The 23,503-nt window shown below is 71.2% G+C and carries 24 protein-coding genes; 9 read left to right on the top strand and 15 right to left on the bottom strand.

The features are described from left to right. Positions 1 to 24: 24 nt before the first annotated feature. Positions 25 to 906, bottom strand: coding sequence for a DUF6597 domain-containing transcriptional factor (locus tag ACFUJ1_RS15275; protein ID WP_378645902.1), 882 nt, complete (start codon positions 904 to 906; stop codon positions 25 to 27). 52 nt (positions 907 to 958) lie between these two features. On the opposite strand from ACFUJ1_RS15275, the gene ACFUJ1_RS15270 reads away from it, so the two are divergent. Further along, the gene (locus ACFUJ1_RS15270; RefSeq protein WP_378645901.1) at positions 959 to 1,429 is read left to right on the top strand and encodes a VOC family protein; all 471 of its coding nucleotides are present in this window, start codon (positions 959 to 961) and stop codon (positions 1,427 to 1,429) included. A 46-nt stretch (positions 1,430 to 1,475) separates the two neighbouring features. Here ACFUJ1_RS15270 and uvrB read toward each other — a convergent pair whose 3' ends face one another. After that, entirely contained in the window at positions 1,476 to 3,638 is a 2,163-nt protein-coding gene (gene uvrB, locus ACFUJ1_RS15265) for an excinuclease ABC subunit UvrB (protein ID WP_378645900.1), read from the bottom strand. A gap of 69 nt (positions 3,639 to 3,707) precedes the next feature. Between uvrB and ACFUJ1_RS15260 the strand changes: the two genes are divergently transcribed. Further along, entirely contained in the window at positions 3,708 to 4,232 is a 525-nt protein-coding gene (locus tag ACFUJ1_RS15260) for a DUF402 domain-containing protein (RefSeq protein WP_378645898.1), read from the top strand. Here ACFUJ1_RS15260 and coaE read toward each other — a convergent pair. Then, positions 4,219 to 5,394, bottom strand: a complete 1,176-nt coding sequence (coaE, locus tag ACFUJ1_RS15255; protein WP_378645896.1) for a dephospho-CoA kinase — start codon at positions 5,392 to 5,394, stop codon at positions 4,219 to 4,221. The two genes, ACFUJ1_RS15260 and coaE, sit on opposite strands and share 14 nt — an antisense overlap. 316 nt (positions 5,395 to 5,710) lie before the next feature. On the opposite strand from coaE, the gene ACFUJ1_RS15250 reads away from it, so the two are divergent. After that, the gene (locus tag ACFUJ1_RS15250; protein ID WP_378645895.1) at positions 5,711 to 5,869 is read left to right on the top strand and encodes a hypothetical protein; all 159 of its coding nucleotides are present in this window, start codon (positions 5,711 to 5,713) and stop codon (positions 5,867 to 5,869) included. A 112-nt stretch (positions 5,870 to 5,981) separates the two neighbouring features. Then, positions 5,982 to 6,833 carry an alpha/beta fold hydrolase gene (locus ACFUJ1_RS15245; RefSeq protein ID WP_378645893.1) on the top strand — a complete coding sequence of 284 codons (852 nt, stop codon included), beginning with the start codon at positions 5,982 to 5,984 and terminating at the stop codon, positions 6,831 to 6,833. Between the two features lie 63 nt (positions 6,834 to 6,896). Here ACFUJ1_RS15245 and rpsA read toward each other — a convergent pair whose 3' ends face one another. Further along, positions 6,897 to 8,372 (bottom strand): 30S ribosomal protein S1, encoded by a 1,476-nt coding sequence (gene rpsA, locus ACFUJ1_RS15240; RefSeq protein ID WP_378645892.1) that lies wholly within the window; start codon positions 8,370 to 8,372, stop codon positions 6,897 to 6,899. 360 nt (positions 8,373 to 8,732) lie between these two features. On the opposite strand from rpsA, the gene ACFUJ1_RS15235 reads away from it, so the two are divergent. Then, positions 8,733 to 9,578 (top strand): class I SAM-dependent methyltransferase, encoded by an 846-nt coding sequence (locus ACFUJ1_RS15235; protein ID WP_378645890.1) that lies wholly within the window; start codon positions 8,733 to 8,735, stop codon positions 9,576 to 9,578. A gap of 4 nt (positions 9,579 to 9,582) precedes the next feature. Here ACFUJ1_RS15235 and ACFUJ1_RS15230 read toward each other — a convergent pair whose 3' ends face one another. Genes ACFUJ1_RS15230 through ACFUJ1_RS15215 form a run of 4 tightly spaced genes read right to left on the bottom strand, consistent with a single transcriptional unit; the run spans position 9,583 to position 12,636 of the window. Beyond that, the gene (locus ACFUJ1_RS15230; RefSeq protein ID WP_378645889.1) at positions 9,583 to 10,170 is read right to left on the bottom strand and encodes a hypothetical protein; all 588 of its coding nucleotides are present in this window, start codon (positions 10,168 to 10,170) and stop codon (positions 9,583 to 9,585) included. Positions 10,171 to 10,225: 55 nt separating this feature from the next. Next, the gene (locus ACFUJ1_RS15225; protein ID WP_378645887.1) at positions 10,226 to 10,426 is read right to left on the bottom strand and encodes a hypothetical protein; all 201 of its coding nucleotides are present in this window, start codon (positions 10,424 to 10,426) and stop codon (positions 10,226 to 10,228) included. An 11-nt stretch (positions 10,427 to 10,437) separates the two neighbouring features. Next, positions 10,438 to 11,319, bottom strand: coding sequence for an SPFH domain-containing protein (locus ACFUJ1_RS15220; RefSeq protein ID WP_378645886.1), 882 nt, complete (start codon positions 11,317 to 11,319; stop codon positions 10,438 to 10,440). 51 nt (positions 11,320 to 11,370) lie between these two features. Beyond that, positions 11,371 to 12,636 (bottom strand): FAD-binding oxidoreductase, encoded by a 1,266-nt coding sequence (locus ACFUJ1_RS15215; protein ID WP_378645884.1) that lies wholly within the window; start codon positions 12,634 to 12,636, stop codon positions 11,371 to 11,373. A 70-nt stretch (positions 12,637 to 12,706) separates the two neighbouring features. On the opposite strand from ACFUJ1_RS15215, the gene ACFUJ1_RS15210 reads away from it, so the two are divergent. Then, complete coding sequence (locus tag ACFUJ1_RS15210; RefSeq protein WP_378646105.1) at positions 12,707 to 13,600, top strand: LysR family transcriptional regulator; 894 nt, start codon at positions 12,707 to 12,709, stop codon at positions 13,598 to 13,600. A gap of 98 nt (positions 13,601 to 13,698) precedes the next feature. Here the strand turns inward: ACFUJ1_RS15210 and ACFUJ1_RS15205 are convergent, their stop codons facing one another. The 4 genes from ACFUJ1_RS15205 to ACFUJ1_RS15190 all read right to left on the bottom strand — a co-directional run bounded on the left by ACFUJ1_RS15205 (position 13,699) and on the right by ACFUJ1_RS15190 (position 17,513). Further along, positions 13,699 to 14,451 carry an amino acid ABC transporter ATP-binding protein gene (locus ACFUJ1_RS15205; RefSeq protein WP_378646103.1) on the bottom strand — a complete coding sequence of 251 codons (753 nt, stop codon included), beginning with the start codon at positions 14,449 to 14,451 and terminating at the stop codon, positions 13,699 to 13,701. An 8-nt stretch (positions 14,452 to 14,459) separates the two neighbouring features. Beyond that, a complete protein-coding gene (locus ACFUJ1_RS15200) occupies positions 14,460 to 15,386 on the bottom strand; it encodes an amino acid ABC transporter permease (protein WP_378645883.1) in 927 nt (308 codons plus the stop codon). Between the two features lies 1 nt (position 15,387). Next, entirely contained in the window at positions 15,388 to 16,257 is an 870-nt protein-coding gene (locus ACFUJ1_RS15195) for an ABC transporter substrate-binding protein (protein ID WP_378646101.1), read from the bottom strand. A gap of 173 nt (positions 16,258 to 16,430) precedes the next feature. After that, the gene (locus ACFUJ1_RS15190) at positions 16,431 to 17,513 is read right to left on the bottom strand and encodes an isocitrate/isopropylmalate dehydrogenase family protein (protein ID WP_378645882.1); all 1,083 of its coding nucleotides are present in this window, start codon (positions 17,511 to 17,513) and stop codon (positions 16,431 to 16,433) included. Positions 17,514 to 17,576: 63 nt separating this feature from the next. Between ACFUJ1_RS15190 and ACFUJ1_RS15185 the strand changes: the two genes are divergently transcribed. Together ACFUJ1_RS15185 and trxA are read left to right on the top strand one after the other, a co-directional pair. Further along, positions 17,577 to 18,095 carry a 2'-5' RNA ligase family protein gene (locus ACFUJ1_RS15185; RefSeq protein WP_378645881.1) on the top strand — a complete coding sequence of 173 codons (519 nt, stop codon included), beginning with the start codon at positions 17,577 to 17,579 and terminating at the stop codon, positions 18,093 to 18,095. Between the two features lie 46 nt (positions 18,096 to 18,141). Further along, on the top strand, positions 18,142 to 18,510 hold the full coding sequence (trxA, locus tag ACFUJ1_RS15180; RefSeq protein ID WP_233016870.1) for a thioredoxin: 369 nt from the start codon (positions 18,142 to 18,144) through the stop codon (positions 18,508 to 18,510). A 66-nt stretch (positions 18,511 to 18,576) separates the two neighbouring features. Here the strand turns inward: trxA and ACFUJ1_RS15175 are convergent, their stop codons facing one another. Then, the gene (locus tag ACFUJ1_RS15175; protein WP_378645880.1) at positions 18,577 to 19,011 is read right to left on the bottom strand and encodes a 2-keto-3-deoxygluconate kinase; all 435 of its coding nucleotides are present in this window, start codon (positions 19,009 to 19,011) and stop codon (positions 18,577 to 18,579) included. A gap of 572 nt (positions 19,012 to 19,583) precedes the next feature. On the opposite strand from ACFUJ1_RS15175, the gene ACFUJ1_RS15170 reads away from it, so the two are divergent. Next, positions 19,584 to 20,090, top strand: a complete 507-nt coding sequence (locus ACFUJ1_RS15170) for a hypothetical protein (protein ID WP_378645879.1) — start codon at positions 19,584 to 19,586, stop codon at positions 20,088 to 20,090. Between the two features lie 58 nt (positions 20,091 to 20,148). Here ACFUJ1_RS15170 and ACFUJ1_RS15165 read toward each other — a convergent pair whose 3' ends face one another. Continuing rightward, the gene (locus tag ACFUJ1_RS15165) at positions 20,149 to 20,637 is read right to left on the bottom strand and encodes a beta-class carbonic anhydrase (RefSeq protein ID WP_378645878.1); all 489 of its coding nucleotides are present in this window, start codon (positions 20,635 to 20,637) and stop codon (positions 20,149 to 20,151) included. A 130-nt stretch (positions 20,638 to 20,767) separates the two neighbouring features. After that, positions 20,768 to 23,503 (bottom strand): DNA polymerase I, encoded by a 2,736-nt coding sequence (gene polA, locus ACFUJ1_RS15160; protein ID WP_378645877.1) that lies wholly within the window; start codon positions 23,501 to 23,503, stop codon positions 20,768 to 20,770.

Genomic DNA, 23,503 nt, shown 5'->3' with positions numbered 1-23,503 from the left:
CCCGCCGCGGCCGCCGGATATCCCCTATCGACCCGAAGAATCGGCCGAATCGTGTCCGGGGATCGGGCTGCGGGCGGAATTGCGCGCGTATTCCAGCGGCGGCATCCCGATTTCGGCGGTGAATTCCCGGCAGAAATGCGCCTGGTCGAAATAGCCGAGCTCGAGCGCGAGCGCGGCCAGGTCGGCGGTGCGGCCGCAGGCGAGCAGGTGCGCGCCGTCCTGCAGCCGGTAGCGGCGCAGCACCCACTTCGGCCCGCCGCCGACATAGCGGCGGAACAGCCGCTGCAGGGTGCGCACCGGAATGTCGAACCGCTCGGTGACCTGGTCGACCCGGGTGAGCTCGCGCTCCCGCTCCATGGCGGCGACGACGGTGAGTACCAGGTCGTACTGCGGGTCGGCGGCGGCGACCCGGCCGGTGAAGTACTCCTCGACCAGTGCGGCGCGCGCCTCGTCGTCGGCCGCGGCCAGCACCGGGCCGGTCAGCCGGTCGGCGCCGGGCAGCACCTCGCCGAGCGGCAGCCGCCGGTCGCGCAGCGCGCCGACGTCGAGCCCGGTGAAGGCGCCGAAGCCACCGGGGTGGAAGCGCAGCCCGAAGGTGTGGCCGCGGCCGGTGAGCTCGCGCTCGAAGCGGGTGGTGCAGACGCCGTTGACGAAGCCGCCGCGGTCCTGCTCGCCCGCCTCGAAGGTGACGTTCACGCAGGGGTACGAGAGCACCTCGGCCCGGTACGGCTCGCGCAGGTCCCAGTGCACCGCCCAGTACCAGGCCACGTAGCGGCGCAGTGCCGGGCCGACCGGCAGCCGGCTCAGCGAGCGGTGCCTGGCCTGCTCACCGGGGTGCAGGATGCCCTTCAGGCTCTCCCCGGCGCTGACCCCGCCGCGAATGGGCGCGGCGCGCTCGTCAGCCACCGTGTCGCTTTCTTCCAAGATCGGCGCGCACGGGCGGGGCAGGGTGGTTCCCATGACGAACACCGTGAATCCCATCCCGGCCGGCTACCACTCGCTCACCTGTTTCCTCGCGGTGCCGGACGGCAACGCCGCGCTGGATTTCTACACGACGGTCCTCGGCGCCGAGGTCGTCAGCCGCAACGACCTGCCGGACGGCCAGCCCGCGCACGCCGAGGTCAAGGTCGGCGATTCGACCTTCCAGGTCGGGCTGCCCATGCCGGAGAACGGCCTGCGCGCGCCCGAGCAGGGCTGGGTGCACACCTCGATCGTGCATTACTGCCCGGACGTGGACGGCGTGGTGGAGCGGGCCGCCGCGCACGGCGCGACGGTGCTGGAGCAGCCGGCCACCTTCGTCACCGGCGACCGCTTCGGCGTCTTCATCGACCCGTTCGGGCACCGCTGGGTGACCATGACCCGGGTCGAGGACGTCTCCCCCGCCGAGGCCGAGCGCCGGGTGAACGAATGGATGGCCCAGCAGGGCTGAGCCGCTCGCGGGAGCGCACGGGACCGGGGCGCGGGAGCGGGTCCGCTCACGAGAGCCCTGCCGCGTCCATGCCGCGCAGCTCCTTCTTCAGGTCGGAGATCTCGTCCCTGAGCCGCCCCGCGAGCTCGAACTGCAGCTCGCGGGCGGCGTTCATCATCTGCGCGGTGAGCTCGGCGACCAGGTCGGCGAGCTCGGCGCGCGGCATGGACGAGGTGTCGCGGCCCTCGTACACCCCCGCGCTCACCGCGCGGCCCGGCTCGCCCTGGGCCCGCCTGCCGCGGCTGGCATTGCGGCCGGAGCCGCCGACCTGCACCGTGTCCTCGGCCTCCTGGTACACCTGATCCAGGATGTCGGCGATCTTCTTGCGCAGCGGCATCGGGTCGATGCCCTTCTCGGTGTTGTAGGCCACCTGCTTGGCCCGGCGCCGATCGGTCTCCTCGATGGCGTGCCGCATGGAGTCGGTGACCTTGTCCGCGTACATGTGCACCTGCCCGGAGACGTTGCGGGCGGCGCGGCCGATGGTCTGGATCAGGCTGGTGCTGCTGCGCAGGAAGCCCTCCTTGTCGGCGTCCAGGATCGCCACCAGGGAGACCTCGGGCAGATCGAGCCCCTCGCGCAGCAGGTTGATGCCGACCAGCACGTCGTACTCGCCGAGCCGGAGCTGGCGCAGCAGCTCGACCCGGCGCAGCGTGTCGATCTCCGAGTGCAGGTAGCGCACCCGGATCCCGAGGCCGAGCAGGTAGTCGGTGAGATCCTCCGACATCTTCTTGGTCAGCGTGGTGACCAGCACCCGCTCGTCCTTCTCGGTGCGCAGCCGGATCTCGTGCACCAGGTCGTCGATCTGGCCCTTGGTCGGCTTGACCACCACCTCGGGATCGACCAGCCCGGTCGGGCGGATGACCTGCTCGACCACCTCGCCGCCGGTCTGCCCCAGCTCGTACGGGCCCGGCGTGGCCGAGAGGTACACCGCCTGGCCGATCCGCTCGGCGAACTCCTCCCAGGTGAGCGGGCGGTTGTCCACCGCGGACGGCAGCCGGAAGCCGAACTCCACCAGGTTCCGCTTGCGCGACATGTCGCCCTCGTACATGCCGCCGATCTGCGGCACGGTGACGTGCGATTCGTCGATCACCAGGAGGAAGTCCTCCGGGAAGTAGTCGATCAGGGTGGCCGGGGCCGAGCCCGCCGGCCTGCCGTCGATGTGCCGCGAGTAGTTCTCGATGCCGGAGCAGAAGCCGACCTGGCGGATCATCTCCAGGTCGTACTGGGTGCGCATGCGCAGCCGCTGCGCCTCCAGCAGCTTGCCCTGCCGCTCCAGCTCGGCCAGCCGCCCCTCCAGCTCGGCCTCGATGTCGCCGACCGCGCGCTCCATCCGCTCCGGCCCCGCGACATAGTGCGTGGCCGGGAAGATGCGCACGGTGTCGACCTTGCGCACCACGTCGCCGGTGAGCGGGTGCAGGTAGTACAGCGCCTCGATCTCGTCACCGAAGAACTCGATGCGGATCGCGAGCTCCTCGTAGGACGGGATGATCTCCACGGTGTCGCCGCGCACCCGGAACGAGCCGCGGGTGAAGGACATGTCGTTGCGGGTGTACTGCACGTCGACCAGCAGCCGGAGCAGCGCGTCCCGGTCGACCTGGCCGCCGATCTCCAGCTGCACCGAGCGGTCCAGGTAGGACTGCGGGGTGCCGAGGCCGTAGATGCAGGAGACCGAGGCGACCACGATCACGTCGCGCCGGGAGAGCAGGCTCGAGGTCGCCGAGTGGCGCAGCCGCTCCACGTCGTCGTTGATCGAGCTGTCCTTCTCGATGTAGGTGTCGGTCTGCGCGATGTACGCCTCGGGCTGGTAGTAGTCGTAGTACGAGACGAAGTACTCGACGGCGTTGTGCGGGAACATCTCCCGCAGCTCGTTCGCCAGCTGGGCGGCGAGCGTCTTGTTCGGGGCCATCACCAGCGTCGGCCGCTGCAGCTTCTCGATCAGCCACGCCGTCGTCGCCGACTTGCCGGTGCCGGTGGCGCCGAGCAGCACGACATCGCGCTCCCCCGCGCGCACCCTGCGCTCCAGCTCGGCGATCGCGGCGGGCTGGTCACCAGCGGGTACGTGGTCGCTGACGACCCGGAACTCGCCCTCGGCACGCTCGATCTCGCCCACCGGACGGAACTCCGAGTGGGCCAGCGGCGTCCCCTCGGGGATCTCGGTTGCGAATGCCATGCTCACCAGGGTAGGCGGAGCCACCGACACACTCCGGCGCGGTGACCGGAGCCCGGTACATTTCCGGGCATGACAGACGCGCAGGGGGTATCGGTGCATCGGCCCAAGGTCGAGCACTTCGATCTGGCGGCGCGCACCAACACCGACAACAAGGGGTTCGTGCGGCCGGTGGAGGTGTACCGGGAGGAGCCGTGGGGGCTGTACATGTCGCGCACCGCCGACCACCCCCGGTTCGAGCACATGGAGTCCTGGCTGCTCCCCGACCTCGGCGTGCGCGCGACGATCTTCCACTTCCGGGCGGGCGAGCTCCGCGACCAGGACGTCTACCTGGACATCGGGGTGTTCCGCCCGGTCGGCCCGCTGCGCTGGCGCGCGCTCGACCACTATCTCGACATCGCGGTGCAGAACGGCAGGGAGGCCGAGCTGCTCGACACCGACGAGCTGCTCGCCGCGCTGGAGGCCGGGCTGATCGACGCCGCCGCCGCCGAGGCCGCCGTGCTGAACGCGACCTACGCCATCGAGGGGCTGGCCGCGCACGGCTACTCGGTTGACGCCTGGGCCGGTTCGCTCGGCATGCCGCTCAGCTGGCGCTGAGCCGCGCGTACACCTCGTCGAACCAGGGCTCCTTCACGGCCAGGTAGGCGTCCATCGCCGCGCGGCCGGTCAGCCCCTCCGCCTCGGCCTCGGCTTTACGCTTGACCGCCAGGTACTCGGCGCGCAGTTCGGGATCGGCGCGCAGCGCGTCCCGGAAGGCGATGACGAAGCGGGCGCCGGGCGAATCGGCCACCCGCAGGTGGATATTGGCCGGGCGGCCCGGGTCGGCGCTGTTGTGCAGCCGCTTCTCCCAGCGGGCCGGGTCGTCGTCGGCGGGCTTGGGGTTGTCGAAGCGGTGCTCGGCGACCGGGAACCCGGCGGCGGTGAGCCCGTCGCGCAGCCCGTCCGCGACCTCGAGGCTCGGCACCGTGATCTGGATGTCGAGCACGTCCTTGGCCGGGAAGTCCGGCACCGAGGTGGAGCCGGTGTGCTCGATGGCTGTCGCCGCGCCGCCGCAGGCCAGCCGGAACCGGGCGATCAGCCGCTGCGCCTGGGCGGGCCACTCCGGGTCCGGCTCGGCCAGCCGGACGGTCTCCGGTTTGGCCGCGGTGCCCGTGCGCAGGTTGCGCTCGAAGGGCAGCAGCCGCTCGGACCAGAGCGCGCGCACCACCGGCTCGAGTGCCTCCGGCTCGCCGCTGTTGTCCAGCCAGACGTCGGCGGCGGCGCGGCGCTGCTCGTCGGTGGCCTGGCTGGCGATCCGCGCCCGCGCGTCGGCCTCGTCCACGCCGCGGAACTCGACCAGCCGGCGGAGCCGCAGCTCGGCGGGGGCGTGCACGACGAGCACCAGGTTCGTCATGGGCGCGATGTTGTTCTCCACCAGCAGCGGCACGTCCTGCACCACGACGGCGTCGGCGGGCGCGGCGGCGAAGAGCTCCGCGGTGCGCTTGCCGACCAGCGGGTGCACGATGCCGTTCAGCGCGGTCCGGGATTCGTCGCTCGCGAAGGCGATGCCGGCCAGCGCGGGGCGGTCCAGGCTGCCGTCGGCGGCCAGGATGCCCTCGCCGAACCGCTCGACCAGGGCGGCCAGTCCCTCGGTGCCGGGGGCGACCACCTCGCGGGCGATGGCGTCGGAGTCGATGAGGACGCCGCCGAGCTCGGTCAGGATCCGCGCCACCGTCGACTTGCCCGCTCCCATGCCTCCGGTGAGGCCGATCCGCAACATGGGAGACAGTCTCGCACGAGGTGCCGATCAGTCTTGGTACCCATCGGGCACACCGAATTCACCTGAATTCCGGCCGCTGCCCGATCCGTGACGATGCCGAGATCATTTCGCAACAATTTCCGTGCGACCCGGTTCGGCGACGATAACTTTCCGACACGCGACGGCGTTTTCCAGGATGAAGTACTGGGCCGATCGGAAGATTTCCGATACTGTTCGGCCTGGCGAATTCCGGCCGCTCCCGCATCGAGGCAAAGGACGTTCATTGCGCACCGAACTCAACCGAGCGGGTCGCCACCGCCTCGGTATGCCGGGGGGAGTGCACTGTGTCCGCTACCCCGCCGTGGCGGCGGCGATCGCCGAATTCCGCAGGCCGTGGCTGACCGCGCTGCTCAGCCCGTCGCGGCACAGCTTCGTGTCGGCGCGCAGACGCCCGCTGTTCGCGGTCGCCCGCTGGATTCCGGCCACCGCCAACTGAACTCGCGCGAGCTGTGGCCCGGCCCCCGCGGCCGGGCCTTTGTCGTCCCGGTGTCCCGAAATGCCACCGCGGGAATCGGCCGGCACCGCCCGCCCCCGGTTACCGTCGCGGCATGACCCGGCTGACCTCGTACACCAACGACGGGCTCGTCTTCGACGTGACGGACTCCGGGCCCGCGGACGGCACCCCGGTCGTCCTGCTGCACGGCTTCCCGCAGAACGCGCGGCAGTGGGACCGGCTCGCCCCCTTCCTGCACGAGCGCGGGTATCGCACGATCGCCCCCGACCAGCGCGGTTACGCGCCGGGGGCGCGGCCGCGCGGCCGGTACGCCTACCGGGTGCGCGCGCTGGTCGGCGACACCGCCGCCCTGATCGAGACGCTCGGGTGCGGTCCGGTACACCTGGTCGGTCACGACTGGGGTTCGATCGTGGCCTGGTCGGCCGCGGCCGCTCGCCCGGATCTGGTGCGCACCCTCACCTCGGTCTCGGCGCCACACCCGATGGCGTTCCTGCGCTCGCTCGGGAGCAGCACGCAGGCGCTGCGCACCGGGTACATGCTGCTGTTCCAGCTGCCGGTGCTGCCGGAGTTCGTGCTGGCCCGCGCGTTCCGGGCGGCCGCGGCGCCGCGGCTGCGGCACTACGCGACCAGGCTCTCCGGCCTGGACGGCGAGCAGTGGGACCGGCTGCTGCGCGAGGTGGTCGACGGCGGCGCGCTGCACTACGGGCTGCAGTGGTACCGGGCCATGCCGATCGTTGACCCGCGGCAGGCGCGGCGCCCGGTCGCGGTGCCGACCACGCACGTGCGCGGCAGCCGTGACGTGTTCATGTCGCGCCGCTGCGCGGAGCTGACCGCGCGCTACGCGACCGGCCCGTTCCGCGCCGAGACCCTGGACGCCGCGCACTGGATTCCCGAGGAGCGCCCCGCCGAGCTGGCCGCGATCATCGCGGCCCGCGCCGCGGGCTGACCCCGGAAAGCCCGAAGGCCCCGATCCGCGCGGATCGGGGCCTTCGGTGTACTGCTGAGCGGATCAGGCGTTGCCCGACAGCTTCTCGCGCAGCGCGGCGAGCTGCGCGTCGCTGGCGAGCGAGCCACCCGACGACTCCGGCGCGGAGCTGGACGAGGACTGCGAACCGCCGCCGGACTCCGACGAGTAGTTCGACGAGCCGCCACCGTTCGCGGCCTCGGCCGCAGCGTCGGCCGCCATCTTCTCGATCTGCGCGGTGTGCATCTTGTGGCGACGCTCCGCCTCGGCGTAGCGGCCCTCCCACTCCTCGCGCTGCTTCTCGAAACCGTCGAGCCATTCGTTGGTCTCGGAGTCGAAGCCCTCGGGGAAGATGTAGTTGCCCTGCTCGTCGTAGCTGTCGGCCATGCCGTACTTCGACGGGTCGAACTCGGAGTTGTAGTCCTCGTTCGCCTGCTTCAGCGACAGCGAGATCCGGCGCCGCTCCAGGTCGATGTCGATGACCTTGACCATGGCGTCGTCGCCGACCGCCACGACCTGGTCCGGCACCTCGACGTGGCGCTCGGCCAGCTCGGAGATGTGCACCAGGCCCTCGATGCCCTCCTCGACCCGGACGAAGGCGCCGAAGGGAACCAGCTTGGTGACCTTGCCCGGCACGATCTGGCCGATCGCGTGGGTCCGGGCGAACTGCCGCCACGGATCCTCCTGGGTCGCCTTCAGCGACAGCGAGACGCGCTCGCGATCCAGATCGACGTCGAGCACCTCGACGGTGACCTCGTTGCCGACCTCGACGACCTCGGACGGGTGGTCGATGTGCTTCCAGGACAGCTCGGAGACGTGCACCAGGCCGTCGACACCGCCGAGATCGACGAACGCGCCGAAGTTGACGATGGAGGAGACCACACCCTTGCGGACCTGGCCCTTCTGCAGCTGGTGCAGGAACTCGCTGCGCACCTCGGACTGGGTCTGCTCCAGCCAGGCGCGGCGGGACAGCACCACGTTGTTGCGGTTCTTGTCCAGCTCGATGATCTTGGCCTCGATCTCCTTGCCGACGTACGGCTGCAGATCGCGGACCCGGCGCATCTCGACCAGCGAGGCCGGGAGGAAGCCACGGAGCCCGATATCGAGGATCAGGCCGCCCTTGACGACCTCGATGACGGTGCCCTTGACGGCCTCGTCCTTCTCCTTGAGCTCCTCGATGGTGCCCCACGCACGCTCGTACTGCGCCCGCTTCTTCGACAGGATCAGGCGGCCTTCCTTGTCCTCCTTGGTGAGGACCAGGGCTTCCACCTCATCGCCAACGGAAACGACCTCGTTCGGGTCGACATCGTGTTTGATGGAGAGCTCACGGGAAGGAATGACGCCTTCGGTCTTGTAACCGATGTCGAGCAGGACCTCGTCGCGATCGACCTTGACGATGGTTCCTTCGACGATGTCGCCGTCGTTGAAGTACTTGATCGTGGCGTCGATGGCGGCGAGGAAGTCCTCGGCGGAGCCGATGTCGTTGACGGCTACCTGCGGCGAGGTGACGGTGGTGGGCATGTGTCGGTGTGCTCCGGACGGATTGTGGTCGGTTGCGGACATTGGAACTTTCGGTACGCTGCGAAATCACCGCGACGATGCGACGACGGACACAATGAACGTACCGCACGCATCGCCTGACGAAACCCGGCGTGGCCGCCGGATATTCCGAGCGCGGAGTGTTTCGGGAGGCGCGCCGAGTGTACCCGGCCCGATACCCTGTGCTATGACCGGCTCACCCCGGAAACCCCGCATTCGAGAACCCCGGTGATCGGTACGCCAGTACAGTCGTCACTCGCGAATCAGCCTACGGCACCCGATCACGCCCGGGCAAACCGGGCCGGAAGCGCCGAAATCCGCAGCAAGACTAGGCTCACCCGGGTGTCCGACCACCGCCACGCGACCGCAGAGGCCGACCTCGGGGTGACCGCCGTCGCCCGTGTCCCGGCCGGCTCGGCCGCCAGCAGCACGGCCAATCGGCGCTGGTGGGACGCCGATGCCGCCGACTACCACCGCGAGCACGCGAACTTCCTCGGCGTCGACACCCCCGGCGGTGAGTTCGTCTGGTGCCCGGAGGGGCTGCACGAGGGCGACTGGCACCTGCTCGGCCCGGTCGCCGGGCGGGACGTGCTGGAGATCGGCTGCGGCTCGGCGCCCTGCGCGCGCTGGCTGGCGAGCAACGGCGCGCGCCCGGTCGGGCTGGACATCTCGGCGGGCATGCTGCGCCGCGGCGTCGCGGTGATGGCGCGCGGCGGGCCGGTGGTGCCGCTGGTGCAGGCCGACGCCGAGGCACTGCCGTTCCCGGACTCCAGCTTCGACCTGGCCTGCTCGGCCTTCGGCGCGGTGCCCTTCGTGGCCGACTCGGCGGCGGTCATGCGCGAGGTGGCCAGGGTGCTGCGGCCGGGCGGGCGCTGGGTGTTCGCGGTGAACCACCCGATGCGCTGGATCTTCCCGGACGATCCCGGCCCGGCGGGGCTGGTCGCACAGCAGTCCTACTTCGACCGCAGCCCGTACGTCGAGACCGGCGCCGACGGCACCCCGGTCTACGTGGAGCACCACCGCACGGTCGGCGACCGGGTGCGCGAGATCGTCGGGGCCGGGCTGCTGCTGGACGACATCGTCGAGCCGGACTGGCCGGAGTGGCTGGATCGGGAGTGGGGGCAGTGGAGCCCGCTGCGCGGCGAGATCTTCCCCGGCACCGCCATCTTTGTGACCCGCAAGCCCTGAGGGCTCAACCCGGGTACGGCTCCAGCGCGGCGAACTCCGGGTCGACCTCGACCGTCGGCACGGTCCGCACCACCCAGCGCCTGGCCCGGCTGAGCGGGTGGTCGGGGAAGCTCTCGTCCCAGCGCACGTCGTCCGCGGAGGTGAAGGGGAGCCTGCCCTGCAGCCCCGGCGCGTACGGGTGCCCGCGCCTGCGGTTCCTGGTCTCGGCCTGCTGGGTGACCACCACCTCGCGGGCGATCGGATCCCCCACCTCGGGGCAGATGATCTGCAGCACGGCGCTGCACCGCGCCCGCGGCACCAGGATCGAGGCGGAATAGGCCAACTTGCCCGGCGCGAAGGGCATCGGCACCTTCTCCACCCGGAGCAGCGCGGGCAGCGAGTCCACCCAGATGACGAGCGCCTCGATCAGGCAGCCGGAGGCGGCGTGGTGCTCGGCGAGCCTGCGCCGCAGCGTCTCGGCGTCGTCCAGCCCGGCGGGCAGCTCCGGCGCGATGTCGAAGTAGTGCACGGCGACCACGTCGCGGGTGACCGGATCCCCCCAGGTGCTGTCGTCCAGCGCCTGCATTCCGGTGAGGTCGAAGGAGAGCGGCACGCGGACACGGTAGCGGAGCGGGTGCCGATGGCACGCGCTCCACTACCGCGACCCGTCAGGACTCCGAGTCGTCCGCGGTGGCCGAATCCCGTCCGACCCGACCGCTTTTCGGATTCCGGCCCGCCTGGTCGAGCGCGAGCCGGAGCGCGAATTCGATCTGGGAGTTCACACTGCGCAGGTCGTCGGCGGCCCACCTGGCGATCGCGTCGTACACCGCCGGGTCGAGGCGGAGCAGGAGTTTCTTGCGTTCGGCCATCCGGGCCCCGCTCAGTTGTAGAGCGAGCCCGCGTTGACCACGGGCTGCGTCGCCCGGTCGCCGCAGAGCACCACCAGCAGGTTGGAGACCATCGCGGCGCGGCGCTCCTCGTCCAGCTCGACCACGCCCTGCTCGCTGAGCCGGTCCAGCGCGAGCCCGACCATGCCGACCGCGCCCTCCACGATCCGGGTGCGCGCCGCGACGATCTGCGCGGCCTGCTGCCGCACCAGCATCGCCTGGGCGATCTCCGGCGCGTAGGCGAGGTGGGTGATCCTGGCCTCCAGCACCTCGATGCCCGCCAGTTCGGTGCGCTCGCCCAGCTCGACGGTCAGCTCCTGGGCGACCTCGGCGCCGTCCCGCAGGCTGGTGCCCGCCTCGTGCGCGTCGTACGGGTGCGTGGTGGCCAGGTGCCGGACCGCCGCCTCGGACTGGGTCGCCACGTACTCCTCGTAGTCGTCCACCGCGAAGGCCGCCTTGAAGCTGTCCACCACCCGGTAGACCACGACCGCGGCGATCTCGACCGGGCTGCCGTCGGCGTCGTTGACCTTCAACTTCTGCGTCTCGAAGTTGCGCACCCGCAGCGAGATGCTCTTGCGGTCGGTGAGCGGGAGCACCGCGAAGAACCCGGGCTCGCTGACCGAGCCGATGTACCGGCCGAAGAACTGGACGATCTTGGCCTCGTTCGGGTTCACCACGATCAGGCCGCTGGCCAGGATCAGCACCACGACCGCCAGGACGACCGCGGCGATGGCCGCGACCAGCGCCGGGGCGCTGCCGTCGCGGCTCGCGACCACGAAGCCGTAGACCGCCGCCGCGCCGAACCCGAGTGTGAGCACGAACCACGCCACCAGGACCGCGAACCCGTTGACGTGCCATGCGGGTCGAAACTTCATGACATCCTCCCAGTATCAAAGTGATATCACCACGATAGCAGGGAGGACGGTTCAGTGCGCGGGCACGATGGCGCGGGTGGCGCGGAAGCGGGCGGCGGGGTCGTACTCGGCCTTGAGCGCGGCCAGCCCGCGGTAGGTCTCCGGGGTGAAAGCGGCCCTGGTCTGCGCCTCGTCGGCGATATCGCCCGCGCCGTAGAGGAAGCCGAGCTGGTGGCCGAGGGTCACCGGCTCCAGGGCGGTGCGCACCGCGTCGAGCGCGGGGACCGAGCCGGGGCCGTCGGCTGCCGTGACCACCCGGACCAGGAACTCCGCCTCCCGGAAGTCGATGGCCGCGCCGGACCTGCCCGGCTCGCGCAGCGCGCCACCGAGTTGCCTGATGTCGACCACGGTCTCCGGGCCGGTGGCGGCGAGCAATGCGCGCTGAGCGGCGGCGTCGAAGTGGGCGAGGAGGGCATTGGTGGCGGCGTAGCCGTGCGGCTCCGGCGGCTCGCGATGGATGCTGCCCGACTCCGCGTACGGCATGATCCGCAGGTCGTCGGTGATCGGCTCGCCGACCGCGCGCAGCGGCGCGACCAGCCGCTCCCCCTCGGCCGCGCTGCCGTCGACGGCGATCCGCAGGCTCACCACCGAGCGGCCGCGCAGGAACGGCGGCAGCTGTTCGAGGTCGGGGTAGGTGAGCAGCCCGGCGGAGGTGGTCACGGTATCCGGCGCGGTCGCGGCCCAGGCGCGCCAGGCGTCGAGCAGCGGCTCGGTGAGTTCGGCATCGAAGACGAGCTGGCCGCCGTAGATCTCGGCCACCGGGAGCAGCTCCAGCTCGACGGCGGTGACCACGCCGAAGTTGCCGACGGTGCCGAATACCGCGCCGAACAGCGCGTCGCCCGGCTCCAGCCGGTGCCGCTCGCCGTCGGCGGTGACCAGCTCCAGCGCGCGCACCCGGTCGGCGGCGTAGCCGTAGGTCCTGGCGAGCAGCCCGAGGCCGCTGCCGAGCAGGTAGCCGACGACGCTCACCGATGGCGAGGAGCCGGAGAGCGGGGCGAGGCCGTGCTCGGCGGCGGCCTCGAGCAGCGCGCCGGCGCGGACGCCCGCCTCGACCCGGGCGATCCGGGTCTCCGGGTCGATCCGCAGGCCGTCCAGCCGGGCGGTGCTGATCAGGACGCCGCCGTCCAGCGGAACGGAGAGGCCGTGGCCGGTGGCCTGCACACCGATCGGCAGGTCCCGCTCGGCGGCGTGCCGGACGGCGGCGGCGACCTCGTCGGCGCTGCGCGGTTCGACGGTCAGGTCGGGGTTGTGGGCGTAAGCGGTCTGGAAACTGTCCATGGCCCCACCCTTGCGCGCGGTAGGCTAGAAGTGAAACAGATAGTTCTGATGGATCGGATAAGTGTCGGTTATGGAACTGCGGCACCTGCGCTACTTCGTCGCGATCGCCGAGGCGGGCGGCTTCACCCGGGCCGCCGAGCGGCTGCACATCACCCAGCCGGGGCTCAGCGCGCAGATCGCGCAGCTGGAGAAGGAGCTCGGGCTGCCGCTGCTGCACCGGGGCGGCAGGCGGGTCACGCTCACCGAGGCGGGGGCGGCGGTGCTGCCGCACGCCAGGGCGGCGCTTGCCGCGGCGGAGCGGGCCGGGCAGGTGGCGGACGAGTTCACCGGGCTGCTGCGCGGGCAGGTGCGGATCGGGCTCATCTCCGGCGCCACCGCGGACGAGTTCGACGTCGCCGGTGCGCTCGCCGGGTTCCACGCCGCGCACCCGGGGATCTCGATCGGCCTCACCGAGGACATCTCCGCCGAGATGCTGGCGGCGGTGCTGCGCGGGGAGCTGGACGCGGCACTGGTCTCGCTCACCAGCGACCCGCCCGACCCCCGGCTCGGGTTGCAGATCATCCTGGACACCCCGGTGGTCGCGGCGGTCGCCGCCGATGCCGAGGGGTACGGGCCGACGCTGCGGGTGCGCGCGCTGCGCGACCGGCCGCTGATCTGCCTGCCGACCGGCACCGGGGTCAGGGCCGAGCTGGAGACGGCGTGCGCGGCGGCGGGGTTCCGCGCCGAGGTGGCGTTCGAGGCGGCGGCTCCCCCGCTGCTGCTCCGGCTCGCGGCGCGCGGGTTCGGGATCGCCATCGTTCCCGGGCTCGGACCCGAGGAGGCGGAAGCATTCGGCGTCCGCGCCATCCCGCTCGTCCCCGAGATCCGCGGCCGCCTCGCCCTGGCCTGGAACGCCGAGCAATCCCGCGGCCCCGCCGCCACGGCCCTGGTCACCGCACTCCGCTCGGCCTTCGCTCCGGCCTGACTCCCCACCCGGCCCCTGCTGACCGGTGCTGCGCGCCGATCCGCGACAACACGCTCCGCCACCGGGCGCGCGAACGCCGGGCAGCGCCGCCGACGGCCCTACAGCAGCCGGGACAGGAATGCCTGCGTGCGCTCCTGTTTCGGCGCCGCGAGCACCTCCTTCGGCTTCCCCGACTCCACCACGACCCCGCCGTCCATGAACACCAGCTGGTCGGCGACCTCGCGGGCGAACCCCATCTCGTGCGTCACCACCACCATGGTCATCCCGGAGGCGGCCAGCTCGCGCATGACGGTGAGCACCTCGCCGACCAGCTCCGGGTCGAGCGCTGAGGTGGGCTCGTCGAAGAGCATGAGCTTGGGATCCATGGCCAGCGCCCTGGCGATGGCGACCCGCTGCTGCTGCCCGCCGGAGAGCTGCGCGGGGTAGGCGTTCGCCTTCTCCACCATGCCGACCCGGTCCAGCAGCTCCTTGGCCCGCGTCACCGCGTCCGCCTTGCGAATCCCCTTCACCTGGGTCGGCGCCTCGATCAGGTTCTCCAGCGCGGTGCGGTGCGGGAACAGGTTGAAGTGCTGGAACACCATGCCGATCTCGCGCCGCTGCCTGGCCGCGACCCGCGGGTGCAGCTCGTAGAGCTTGCCGTTCTTCTCCCGGTAGCCGACCAGCTCGCCGTCCACGTAGAGCCTGCCCGCGTTCACCACCTCCAGGTGGTTGATGCAGCGCAGGAAGGTGGACTTGCCGGAGCCGGACGGCCCGATCAGGCAGAGCACCTCGCCGTGCGACACCTCCAGCGAGATCCCGCGCAGCACCCGGAGCGCACCGAAGCTCTTGCACACCCGGTCCGCCCGGATCATCGGTTCGGTCACCGCGGCTCCACCACCTTCTGCGCCTCGGCCAGCTCCCGCAGCTGCTTGGCGGTGAGCTGGCGGGAGGCCCCGCGCGAGTAGTACCGCTCCAGGTAGTACTGCCCGACCATGAGCACGCTGGTGATGGCCAGGTACCAGGTCGCGGTGACCAGGAGCAGCGGGATCGGCTGGAAGTTCACGCCGTAGATGTCGCGGGCCCGGCCGTAGAGGTCGGTGCTGAGCGGGATCGCGGTCACCAGCGACGTGGTCTTGAGCATGCCGATCAGCTCGTTGCCGGTGGGCGGGATGATCACCCGCATGGCCTGCGGCAGCACCGTGCGGCGCATGGTCTGGCTCCAGGACATGCCGAGCGCCACCGACGCCTCGCGCTGCCCCTCGCCCACCGAGTTGATCCCGGCGCGCACGATCTCGGCCATGTACGCGGCCTCGTTCAGCCCGAGCCCGATCACCGCGAAGGTGAACGCGGCCTGCAGCCCCTGCACGTCCAGTTCGAAGAAGCTCGGCCCGAACGGCACCCCGAGCTGGATCTGCCGGTACAGCGAGGGGAAGAGCCCCCAGAACACCAGCTGCACGAAGACCGGGGTGCCGCGGAAGATCCACAGGTACACCCAGGCGCTCGCGCGCAGCACCGGGTTCGGCGAGAGCCGCATGACCGCGAGGACCGTGCCGAGCAGTACCGCGATCACCATGGCCAGCACGGTGAGCTCGAGGGTCACCACCGCGCCCGCGACGATGCGCTCGTCGCGCAGGTAGGCCCAGTAGGTGTCCCACCGGTAGGCCTCGTTGGTGGCGGCGCCGTAGAGGAAGAGCCCGACCAGCGCCAGGATCAGCGCGGCCGCGAGCCAGCGGCCCGGCCTGCGCAGCGGAACCGCCTTGATCGGCTCCGGCTCGGCGCTCGCCGGCTCGGTGGTGTCGACCGTCATCTCAGTTCGTCGCGCCGTTGATCACCGAGGTGGTGATGGCGCCGTCCTGCACACCCCAGTTGTCGGTGATCGTCTTGTACTGCCCGCTGTCGATCAGGTGCTGCACCGCCTTCTGCAGCGCGGCCGCCAGCGGCGAGCCCTTCGGCACGGCCCAGCCGTACGGCGCGGAGTCGAAGACCGACCCGGCGGATTCGATCTTGCCGCCGCCCTGCTTGATCGCGTAGGCGGTCACCGGCGAGTCGGCGGACATGGCGTCGACCTGCCCGAGCACCAGTGCGTTGGTGGCCTGGCTCTGCTCGTCGAAGGCCTGGATGTCGATGGCGGGCTTGCCCGCTGCCACGCAGGCCGCGCTCTTGGCCGGCACCTCGTCGGTGTGCTCGACGGTGGTGGCCTGCACCGCGACCCGCTTGCCGCAGGCGTTCTCCGGGTCGACCGGCTTACCCGCCTGCTGCGCCCACTGGATGCCCGCGTTGAAGTAGGTGGTGAAGTCGACCTGCTCCTCGCGCTCCTTGGAGTCGGTGATCGAGGACATGCCGACGTCGTAGGTGCCCGCCTGGATGGCCGGGATGATCTTCTCGAACGCGGACTCCACGTACTCGGCCTGCACCCCGAGCACGGCCGTCACCGCGTTCATCAGGTCGACGTCGAAGCCGACGATCTTGCCGGAGGCGTCCTTGTACTCGTTCGGCTGGTAGGGGACGTTCACCCCGATCACCAGCTTGCCCGCCTGCTTCTGCTTGTCCGGCAGCTGCGCGGCGATGGCGTCGACCTTGTCGACCTGCACCTTCTCCGCCTCGTTCCCGGAGCCCGCGTCCTCGGTATTGCTGGTACACCCGGTCAGGACCAGCGCGCCCCCGGCGATGACGCACATCACCCGCAGGGCGCCCCTGCCGAGCACCGATCGAACAGCCACAGCAGACCTCCACGCACGTCGGAATCGCACAACCCGGGCGGCACCGCCCGTCCGGCAAATCTAGGCGACCGGCACCGTCCGTGTGGGCACAGTAACCGAACATTAATGCCGGACGGTTCCCGCCGGTGGCATTACGGCGTGCCGAGCGCGCGCTCGACGGCCCCGGTGAATTCGCTGGTGGTAGCGGTGCCGCCGAGGTCGGGGGTGGCCACCCCCGCGGCCAGCACGGCACCGAGCGCGGCCTCCAGCGCACCGGCCGCCGTCAGCACCCGTGGATCGGCGCCGCGCTCACCGAGCCGCCGCAGCAACAGCGCAGCACTGCCCTGCAGCGCAACCGGATTCGCGATGCCGCGGCCCGCGATGTCCGGCGCGGCGCCGTGCACCGCCTGCGCCATGGCCTTGCGCGCCGAGCAGTTCACCGACGGCGCGATGCCGAGCGATCCGCTCAGCTCACCGGCGAGATCGGAGAGGATGTCGCCGAACAGGTTCTCGGTCACCAGCACGTCGTAGTCGGCGGGGGCGCGCACCAGGTGCGCGGCGGCGGCGTCGACGTGCTCGTCGCTCACCGCGACCTCCGGGTACTCCGCGGCGATCTCGTAGCAGACCGACCGGAACAGCCCCATGGTCAGCGGCAGCACATTGGCCTTGTGCACGATGGTGAGGTGCCCGCGCCGCGCCCTCGCCAGCCGGAACGCCTCGTGCGCGATGGCGGTGCTGCCCGCCCTGGTGATCAGCCCGACGGAGAGCGCGACATCCGGGGTCGGGGCGAACTCCCCCGACCCGATCGCCATGTTCCGGTCGGCGTAGAAGCCCTCGGTGTTCTCCCGCACGATCACCAGGTCGATATCGGGCGCCGCCGCGCGCACGCCGGGAAACGCCCTGGCCGGGCGGATATTGGCGAAGAGCCGGAAGTGCCTGCGAATCCGGCCGCTCGGCGGGTCGGCGTGCCCGCCGGGGTAGGAGGCATTGTCGTGCGGGCCGAGGATCCAGGCGTCCAGCCGCTCCAGCTCGCGCAGCGTCCGCTCCGGCACCGCGTCGCCGAACTCGTCCAGCGCGGTGCGCCCGAACGGCAGCGGCACCCACTCCACCGGCGGCGCCCCCGCCGCGGCCAGCGCCGCGTCGACCACCGTCGTGGTGGCCGCGACCACCTCCGGCCCGATCCCGTCGCCGTCGAGTACGCCGAGCCGCAGCCCGCCCTCCGTGCTTCCGCTCACCCGCTCATCGTGGCGCGCGGTTCCGGCACGCGGGTCGGCGGGGTCGGTTACCGTCGGACGATCATGGTGCAGTCCGTCGAACTGCTGCTGGACGCGGCGGCCGAGTCCGCGGTGCGGGCGCAGTGGCGGGCGCTCGCCGCCGCCGGGCTGCCGAGCCAGGCCGCGCACACCGGGGCCTCGAACCGGCCGCACATCACCGCCGCGGTCGCCGCCGAGCTGACCCCCGGGGCCGAGGCCGCGCTGTCCGAGCTGGAGTTCGAGCCGTTCCCGGTCACGCTCGGCAGCCCGATCGTCTTCGGCATCGAACGACTCGTCCTGGTGCGGCTCGTGATCCCGACGCGCGCGCTGCTCGCGCTGCACCGCCGGGTGCACGCCGCGATCGGCGCCGCGCCGGGCGTTCCCGGCACCGCGAAGCCGGATGCCTGGACCCCGCACGTGACGCTGGCCAGGCGGCTGCCGCCGGAGCGGCTCGGCGCGGCGATCGAGCTGATCGCGGCCGACGGTGATTCCCCGGCGACGGTCGCGGGTATTCGCCGATGGGACGGCGATCGGCGCCGCGAGTGGACTGTTCGTGGAACATAGAACGGCAGGCCCGCGTTACAGCAGGCACACGCAACGAGAGGACGACATGGCCACCCAGACGCTGACCCAGCAGAACTTCGACGAGGTTGTGACCGGGAACGACGTGGTACTCGTCGATTTCTGGGCCTCGTGGTGCGGCCCCTGCAAGAGCTTCGCGCCCACCTTCGAGGCGTCCGCGGACAAGCACCCCGACGTGGTGCACGGCAAGGTGGACACCGAGGCCGAGCAGAGCCTCGCCGCCGCCGCCAACATCCGCTCGATCCCGACGATCATGGCCTTCCGCGAGGGCGTGCTGGTCTTCGCACAGCCCGGCGCGCTGCCCCCGGCCGCGCTGGAGGACCTGGTCTCCCAGGTGAAGGCGCTGGACATGGACGACGTGCGCAAGCAGCTCGCGGAGCAGCAGCCCGCCGAGTAGCGCGCACCGACGACGAGGGCCGCTCACGATCCGTGAGCGGCCCTCGGTTCGTCCGGGAGGTGCCGGTCAGGCACCGAGCCCGTTCACGCCCGCGATCATGGCGCGGACGGTGGATTCCAGGCCGTCGTCGGCGAGCGCGGCGCCCCAGCCCCTGCGGCCGTTCAGCTCGCAGCGGACGAAGGTCGCGGTCCCGGCGGCGGTCGTGCGCTGATGGAACTGCAGCAGCTCGACCGGGTACCCCTCGCTGTAGAGCGCCGAGGTCAGCGCCGCCACCGGGCTGCCGGTGGCGACCACGCTGCGCAGCCGGTCGGCGAATTCGATGGTCGCGGTGAAGCAGGCGCTGCGGCTGTCCGCGGGCGACCAGTCGCCGAGCCGGATCGGGCCCTGCTCAGCGCAGTAGCGGGCTTGGAAGTCGGAGTCGGTGAGACCGGCGCACTCGGCCCGCAGGGCAGCGGGGGCGGCGGTCCGGAACGTATCGATGTCGAGAGTCAACATGGTCATGGCAGATTCGGTCTTCCCGGAGAGTGTGTCCGAATGAAACAGGGGTGACCAGCAGTAACGTTCGAGGAAGCCCGCAGCGAGGGGGCTGGTCCGGATCAGACCTCGCTACGGCGAGCTACTACGAGAAGTCGCCGCGCCACCATCGCGGTGAGCGGAATGCGCGCGGCGCGATCGCGGTCTGCGATATCGAGCGCTGCGGCGCGGTGGCGGGCGGGGTACGGCACGGCTTTCACAATAGGGATGTCGTCCGGGGATGGCAACCGCGTTAACACCCGGTTTCACCGATACCGGCAAGTAGTGTTCGCGCAGCTCACGACGGGTGCTGTGGGCCGGGTCACGGGCACGGCGCGGCAGTGCGCGGCGCGCATGAGGACCGCACGGTCCGATCCAGCGGCCCGGAGTTCGCAACTCATGCGCCATCCGGGCGAACGTCGCCCCGGTCACAGTGCGGAACCGCCGGCTCACACCGCGCGTCCAACCCAGTGTCGGACGGCGTAGCCGGCGTCGTGCCGAAAGAAGAAGTCCGCGAATCGCTTTCGCGGGCAAGGCCGCGGGGGAAGAGAAGAGCGAGCATGATCCAGCCGACCGACGACACAGTGCGCGCCGAACACCATCTGACGGAGCTCCTCGGGCCGGGGCTGACGTTCCGCTCGGTGCCCTTCGAGCGCGGCTGGGTCTGCACGCCGCTGCCCGAGGAGGCGGCGCCGGTGCGCTTCGTGGTCGACTCGGCCAGCGGGGAGGTCTACGAGTACACCGCGCTCGGCGAGTACGAGGTGGCCGCCGATTACAGCGCGGCGGGCGAGGGCGGCCGGGAGCCGCGCGGGGTCCGCATCCACCCGGTGCGCTGGCGGGTCGAGTACGAGCTGGGCAACGGTGACGACCGCTCCGCCCGCTACCTGGTCGCGGCGCGCTGCACCGGCCGCTCCCCCGAGCCGGACGAGGATTTCGAGCTGACCCTGGACCTGGACACCAACCGCTACCGGCCGGCCGGGACGGCGGCCTGGCAGGTCTGGGTCCGGGTGGTGCAGCAGCACCGCGCCGACGGCGCCTGGCCCGCGCGGGGCGCGCTGGAGTTCTGACGCGGAGCGGCCCGCGCGAGCCGGGGGCTCGCGCGGGCCGGTTGCCGCGGGCGACGGGTCAGACGACCTCGTTCAGCTTGCCGGTGGCGACGTCGAAGACGAAGCCGCGGATGGCCTCCTTGTGCGGGATGTACGGGCTGGCCTCGATCCGCGCGATGGACTGCCGCACGTCGGTGTCCAGATCGCCGAAGGCCTCCGCGGACCACTCCGGCTTGATCCCGACCTCGTCCTGGATCGACTTCTTGAAGTCGTCGTCGGTGAAGGTCAGCATTCCACAGTCGGTGTGGTGGATGAGGATGATCTCGCGGGTGCCGAGCAGCCGCTGGCTGATCGCCAGCGACCGGATCTCGTCCGCGGTGACGACGCCGCCCGCATTGCGGATGACGTGCGCCTCACCCTCGTTCAGGCCGAGCACGCCGTAGACGTTGATCCTGGCGTCCATGCAGGCCAGCACGGCCACGCCCTTGGCGGGGGGCAGCGGCAGCGGACCGGTGAAGGTCGCGGCGTAGGCGGCGTTGTTCTCGAGCAGCTGATCGGTGACGGTCATGCGGAAGTATCCTTCGCACTCGTATGCGGGAACGCTCATATGACACGCCTACCGTAGAGCTACCCCCCAGCGAAGACCCCCGTACGACTCACCCTGATCGCAACACTTGGTTCGCAGGCGGCGAAGGGGGTCAGTGCGCGGCGGCGTTCCAGCTGCGCCCGGTGCCCACCGAGACGTCCAGCGGCACCGACATCTCGAGCACCGCCGACATCTCCTCGCGGGCCAGCCGCTCCAGCTCGGCCCGCTCGCCGTCGGCGACCTCGAAGACCAGCTCGTCGTGGATCTGCAGCAGCATCCGGGAGCGCAGCCCGGCGGCCGCGACGGCATTGTGCACGTTGATCATGGCGACCTTGATGATGTCGGCGGCGGTGCCCTGGATCGGCGCGTTCAGCGCCATCCGCTCGGCGGCCTCGCGGCGCTGCCGGTTGCTGGTGTCCAGATCGGGCAGGTAGCGGCGGCGGCCGAAGAGCGTCTGCGTGTAGCCGACCTTGCGGGCCTGCTCCACCACCTCGTACAGGTAGTCCCTGATCCGGCCGAAGCGGGCGAAGTAGGTCTCCATCTGCTCCTTCGCCTCGGCGGTGCTGATCTTGAGCTGCGCGGAGAGGCCGAAGGCGCTGAGCCCGTAGGCCAGGCCGTAGGACATGGCCTTGATCCGCCGCCGCATCTCCGGGTGCACCTCGGAGATCGGGATGTCGAAGGCCTTCGACGCCACGAAGGTGTGCAGGTCCTCGCCGGAGTTGAAGGCCTCGATCAGCCCCTCGTCGCCGGAGAGGTGCGCCATGATCCGCATCTCGATCTGGCTGTAGTCGGCGGTCATGAGTTCGGCGTAGCCGGCGCCGACCACGAAGGTGTCGCGGATCTGCCTGCCGGTGTCGGTGCGGATCGGGATGTTCTGCAGATTCGGCTCGGTCGACGACAGCCGGCCGGTGGCGGCGATGGTCTGGTTGAAGGTGGTGTGGATGCGGCCGTCGTCGGCGACCGCCTTGAGCAGCCCGTCCACCGTCACCTTGAGCCGGGTGGCGTCGCGGTGCGCGAGCAGGTGCTCCAGGAAGGGGTGCTCGGTCTTCTCGAAGAGCGATTCCAGCGCGTCCGCGTCGGTGGTGTAGCCGGTCTTGGTGCGCTTGGTCTTCGGCATGTCCAGCTCGTCGAAGAGCACCACCTGCAGCTGCTTGGGCGAGCCCAGGTTGATCTGCTTGCCGATCACGCCGTAGGCCGCCTCGGCGGCGTCGTTCACCTTGTCCGCGAAGGTGCGCTGCAGCGTGCCGAGCTGGTCGGTGTCGACCGCGATGCCGGACTCCTCCAGGCCGGCGAGCACGCCGAGCAGCGGCAGCTCCATCTCGGTGAGCAGCGGCACCGACTCGATCTTCGCCAGCTCCTCGTCGAGCGCGTCGGCCAGGTCGGCGACGGCGCGGGCGCGCAGCATCTCGGCGGTGGCCAGCTCGACGTCGGCGGCGTCCTCCTCGTCGAGGAGCGAGAGCTGCGGGGTCTCGTCCACCTCGGCACGCAGCTCGCGGCGCAGGTAGCGAAGCGAGAGATCGTCCAGGTTGAAGCTGCGCTGGCCCGGGCGCACCAGGTAGGCGGCGAGCGCGGTGTCGGTGGCGAGGCCGCCGAGGCTCCAGCCGCGGCCGCGCAGCGCGTGCATGGCGGCCTTCGCCTCGTGCAGCGCCTTCGGCACCGCCGGGTCGGCCAGCCAGGCGCCGAGCGCGGCCTCGTCCTCCGGGGTGAGCACCGTCGTGTCGATGTAGCCGCCCTCGCCGTCCGCCGCGGCGATGGCGAGCGCGCGCACGTCACCGGCGGCCGGGCTGCCGCTGCCGACCACCGAGAGGCCGTGCCGCGCACCGGCTTTCGCGTGCGTGGTGAGCCACTCGCCGACCGCGCCGACCTCCAGCGCGCCGCCGCTGATCTCGAAGCCGGACTCCGCCTCCGGCTCCGGCGGGGCCAGCGTCTCGAAGATCCGGTCGCGCAGCACCCGGAACTCCAGGTCGTCGAAGAGCTGGTGGATCTTGTTCCGATCCCACGGCGCCTTGGCCAGCTGCTCCGGGGTGTACGGCAGCGGGACGTCCTTCACCATCTCGGTGAGTTGCCGGTTCAGCACCACGCTGCTCAGGTTGGCGCGCAGTGCCTCGCCGACCTTGCCCTTGACCTCGTCCACCCGGTCGACCAGCGCGGCCAGGTCGCCGTACTCGCGGATCCACTTGGCCGCGGTCTTCTCACCGACGCCGGGGATGCCGGGCAGGTTGTCGCTCGGGTCGCCGCGCAGCGCCGCGTAGTCCGGGTACTGGGCGGGGGTGAGGCCGTACTTGGCCTGCACCTCCTCGGGGGTGAAGCGGGTCAGGTCGGAGACGCCCTTGCGCGGGTACAGCACGGTGACGTCGTCGTTCACCAGCTGGATGGCGTCGCGGTCGCCGGTGACGACCAGGATCCGGAAGCCGTCGCGCAGCGCCTGGGTGGTGATGGTGGCGATCACGTCGTCGGCCTCGTAGCCCTCGATCGCCATCACCGGGATGCCGAGCGCGGCGAGCACGTCCTTGGTCAGCTCGACCTGGCCGCGGAACTCGTCCGGGGTGGCGCTGCGATTCGCCTTGTACGCCGGGTACGCCTCGGTGCGGAAGGTCGCGCGGGAGACGTCGAAGGCGGCGGCCACGTGCGTCGGCTTCTCGTCCCTGAGCAGGTTGATCAGCATGGCGGTGAAGCCGTAGACGGCGTTCGTGGTCTGCCCGGTGACGGTCTTGAAGTTCTCCGCGGGCAGTGCGAAGAAGGCGCGGTAGGCGATCGAGTGCCCGTCCAGCAGCAGCAACGTCGGCCGGTCACCACCCGCGGTCGGGGCGGCGGCGGAGGTGGCTGGCTGCGTGGTCGGTGAAGTCAC

It is taken from the genome of Nocardia sp. NPDC057227, from assembly GCF_042669725.1.
Lineage (GTDB): Bacteria > Actinomycetota > Actinomycetes > Mycobacteriales > Mycobacteriaceae > Nocardia > Nocardia asteroides_A.
Note: the sequence above shows the minus strand (reverse complement) of the source record. Positions and strands in the feature narration are given on the sequence as shown.

Excerpts from the sequence above, each read along its gene's own strand:
- ACFUJ1_RS15270 (WP_378645901.1), top strand. The coding sequence starts at position 959 with ATGACGAACACCGTGAATCCCATCCCGGCCGGCTACCACTCGCTCACC.
- uvrB (WP_378645900.1), bottom strand. The coding sequence starts at position 3,638 with ATGGCATTCGCAACCGAGATCCCCGAGGGGACGCCGCTGGCCCACTCG.
- ACFUJ1_RS15260 (WP_378645898.1), top strand. The coding sequence starts at position 3,708 with ATGACAGACGCGCAGGGGGTATCGGTGCATCGGCCCAAGGTCGAGCAC.
- coaE (WP_378645896.1), bottom strand. The coding sequence starts at position 5,394 with ATGTTGCGGATCGGCCTCACCGGAGGCATGGGAGCGGGCAAGTCGACG.
- ACFUJ1_RS15245 (WP_378645893.1), top strand. The coding sequence starts at position 5,982 with ATGACCCGGCTGACCTCGTACACCAACGACGGGCTCGTCTTCGACGTG.
- rpsA (WP_378645892.1), bottom strand. The coding sequence starts at position 8,372 with ATGCCCACCACCGTCACCTCGCCGCAGGTAGCCGTCAACGACATCGGC.
- ACFUJ1_RS15225 (WP_378645887.1), bottom strand. The coding sequence starts at position 10,426 with ATGGCCGAACGCAAGAAACTCCTGCTCCGCCTCGACCCGGCGGTGTAC.
- ACFUJ1_RS15220 (WP_378645886.1), bottom strand. The coding sequence starts at position 11,319 with ATGAAGTTTCGACCCGCATGGCACGTCAACGGGTTCGCGGTCCTGGTG.
- ACFUJ1_RS15215 (WP_378645884.1), bottom strand. The coding sequence starts at position 12,636 with ATGGACAGTTTCCAGACCGCTTACGCCCACAACCCCGACCTGACCGTC.
- ACFUJ1_RS15210 (WP_378646105.1), top strand. The coding sequence starts at position 12,707 with ATGGAACTGCGGCACCTGCGCTACTTCGTCGCGATCGCCGAGGCGGGC.
- ACFUJ1_RS15205 (WP_378646103.1), bottom strand. The coding sequence starts at position 14,451 with ATGATCCGGGCGGACCGGGTGTGCAAGAGCTTCGGTGCGCTCCGGGTG.
- ACFUJ1_RS15200 (WP_378645883.1), bottom strand. The coding sequence starts at position 15,386 with ATGACGGTCGACACCACCGAGCCGGCGAGCGCCGAGCCGGAGCCGATC.
- ACFUJ1_RS15195 (WP_378646101.1), bottom strand. The coding sequence starts at position 16,257 with ATGTGCGTCATCGCCGGGGGCGCGCTGGTCCTGACCGGGTGTACCAGC.
- ACFUJ1_RS15185 (WP_378645881.1), top strand. The coding sequence starts at position 17,577 with ATGGTGCAGTCCGTCGAACTGCTGCTGGACGCGGCGGCCGAGTCCGCG.
- trxA (WP_233016870.1), top strand. The coding sequence starts at position 18,142 with ATGGCCACCCAGACGCTGACCCAGCAGAACTTCGACGAGGTTGTGACC.
- ACFUJ1_RS15175 (WP_378645880.1), bottom strand. The coding sequence starts at position 19,011 with ATGACCATGTTGACTCTCGACATCGATACGTTCCGGACCGCCGCCCCC.
- ACFUJ1_RS15170 (WP_378645879.1), top strand. The coding sequence starts at position 19,584 with ATGATCCAGCCGACCGACGACACAGTGCGCGCCGAACACCATCTGACG.
- ACFUJ1_RS15165 (WP_378645878.1), bottom strand. The coding sequence starts at position 20,637 with ATGACCGTCACCGATCAGCTGCTCGAGAACAACGCCGCCTACGCCGCG.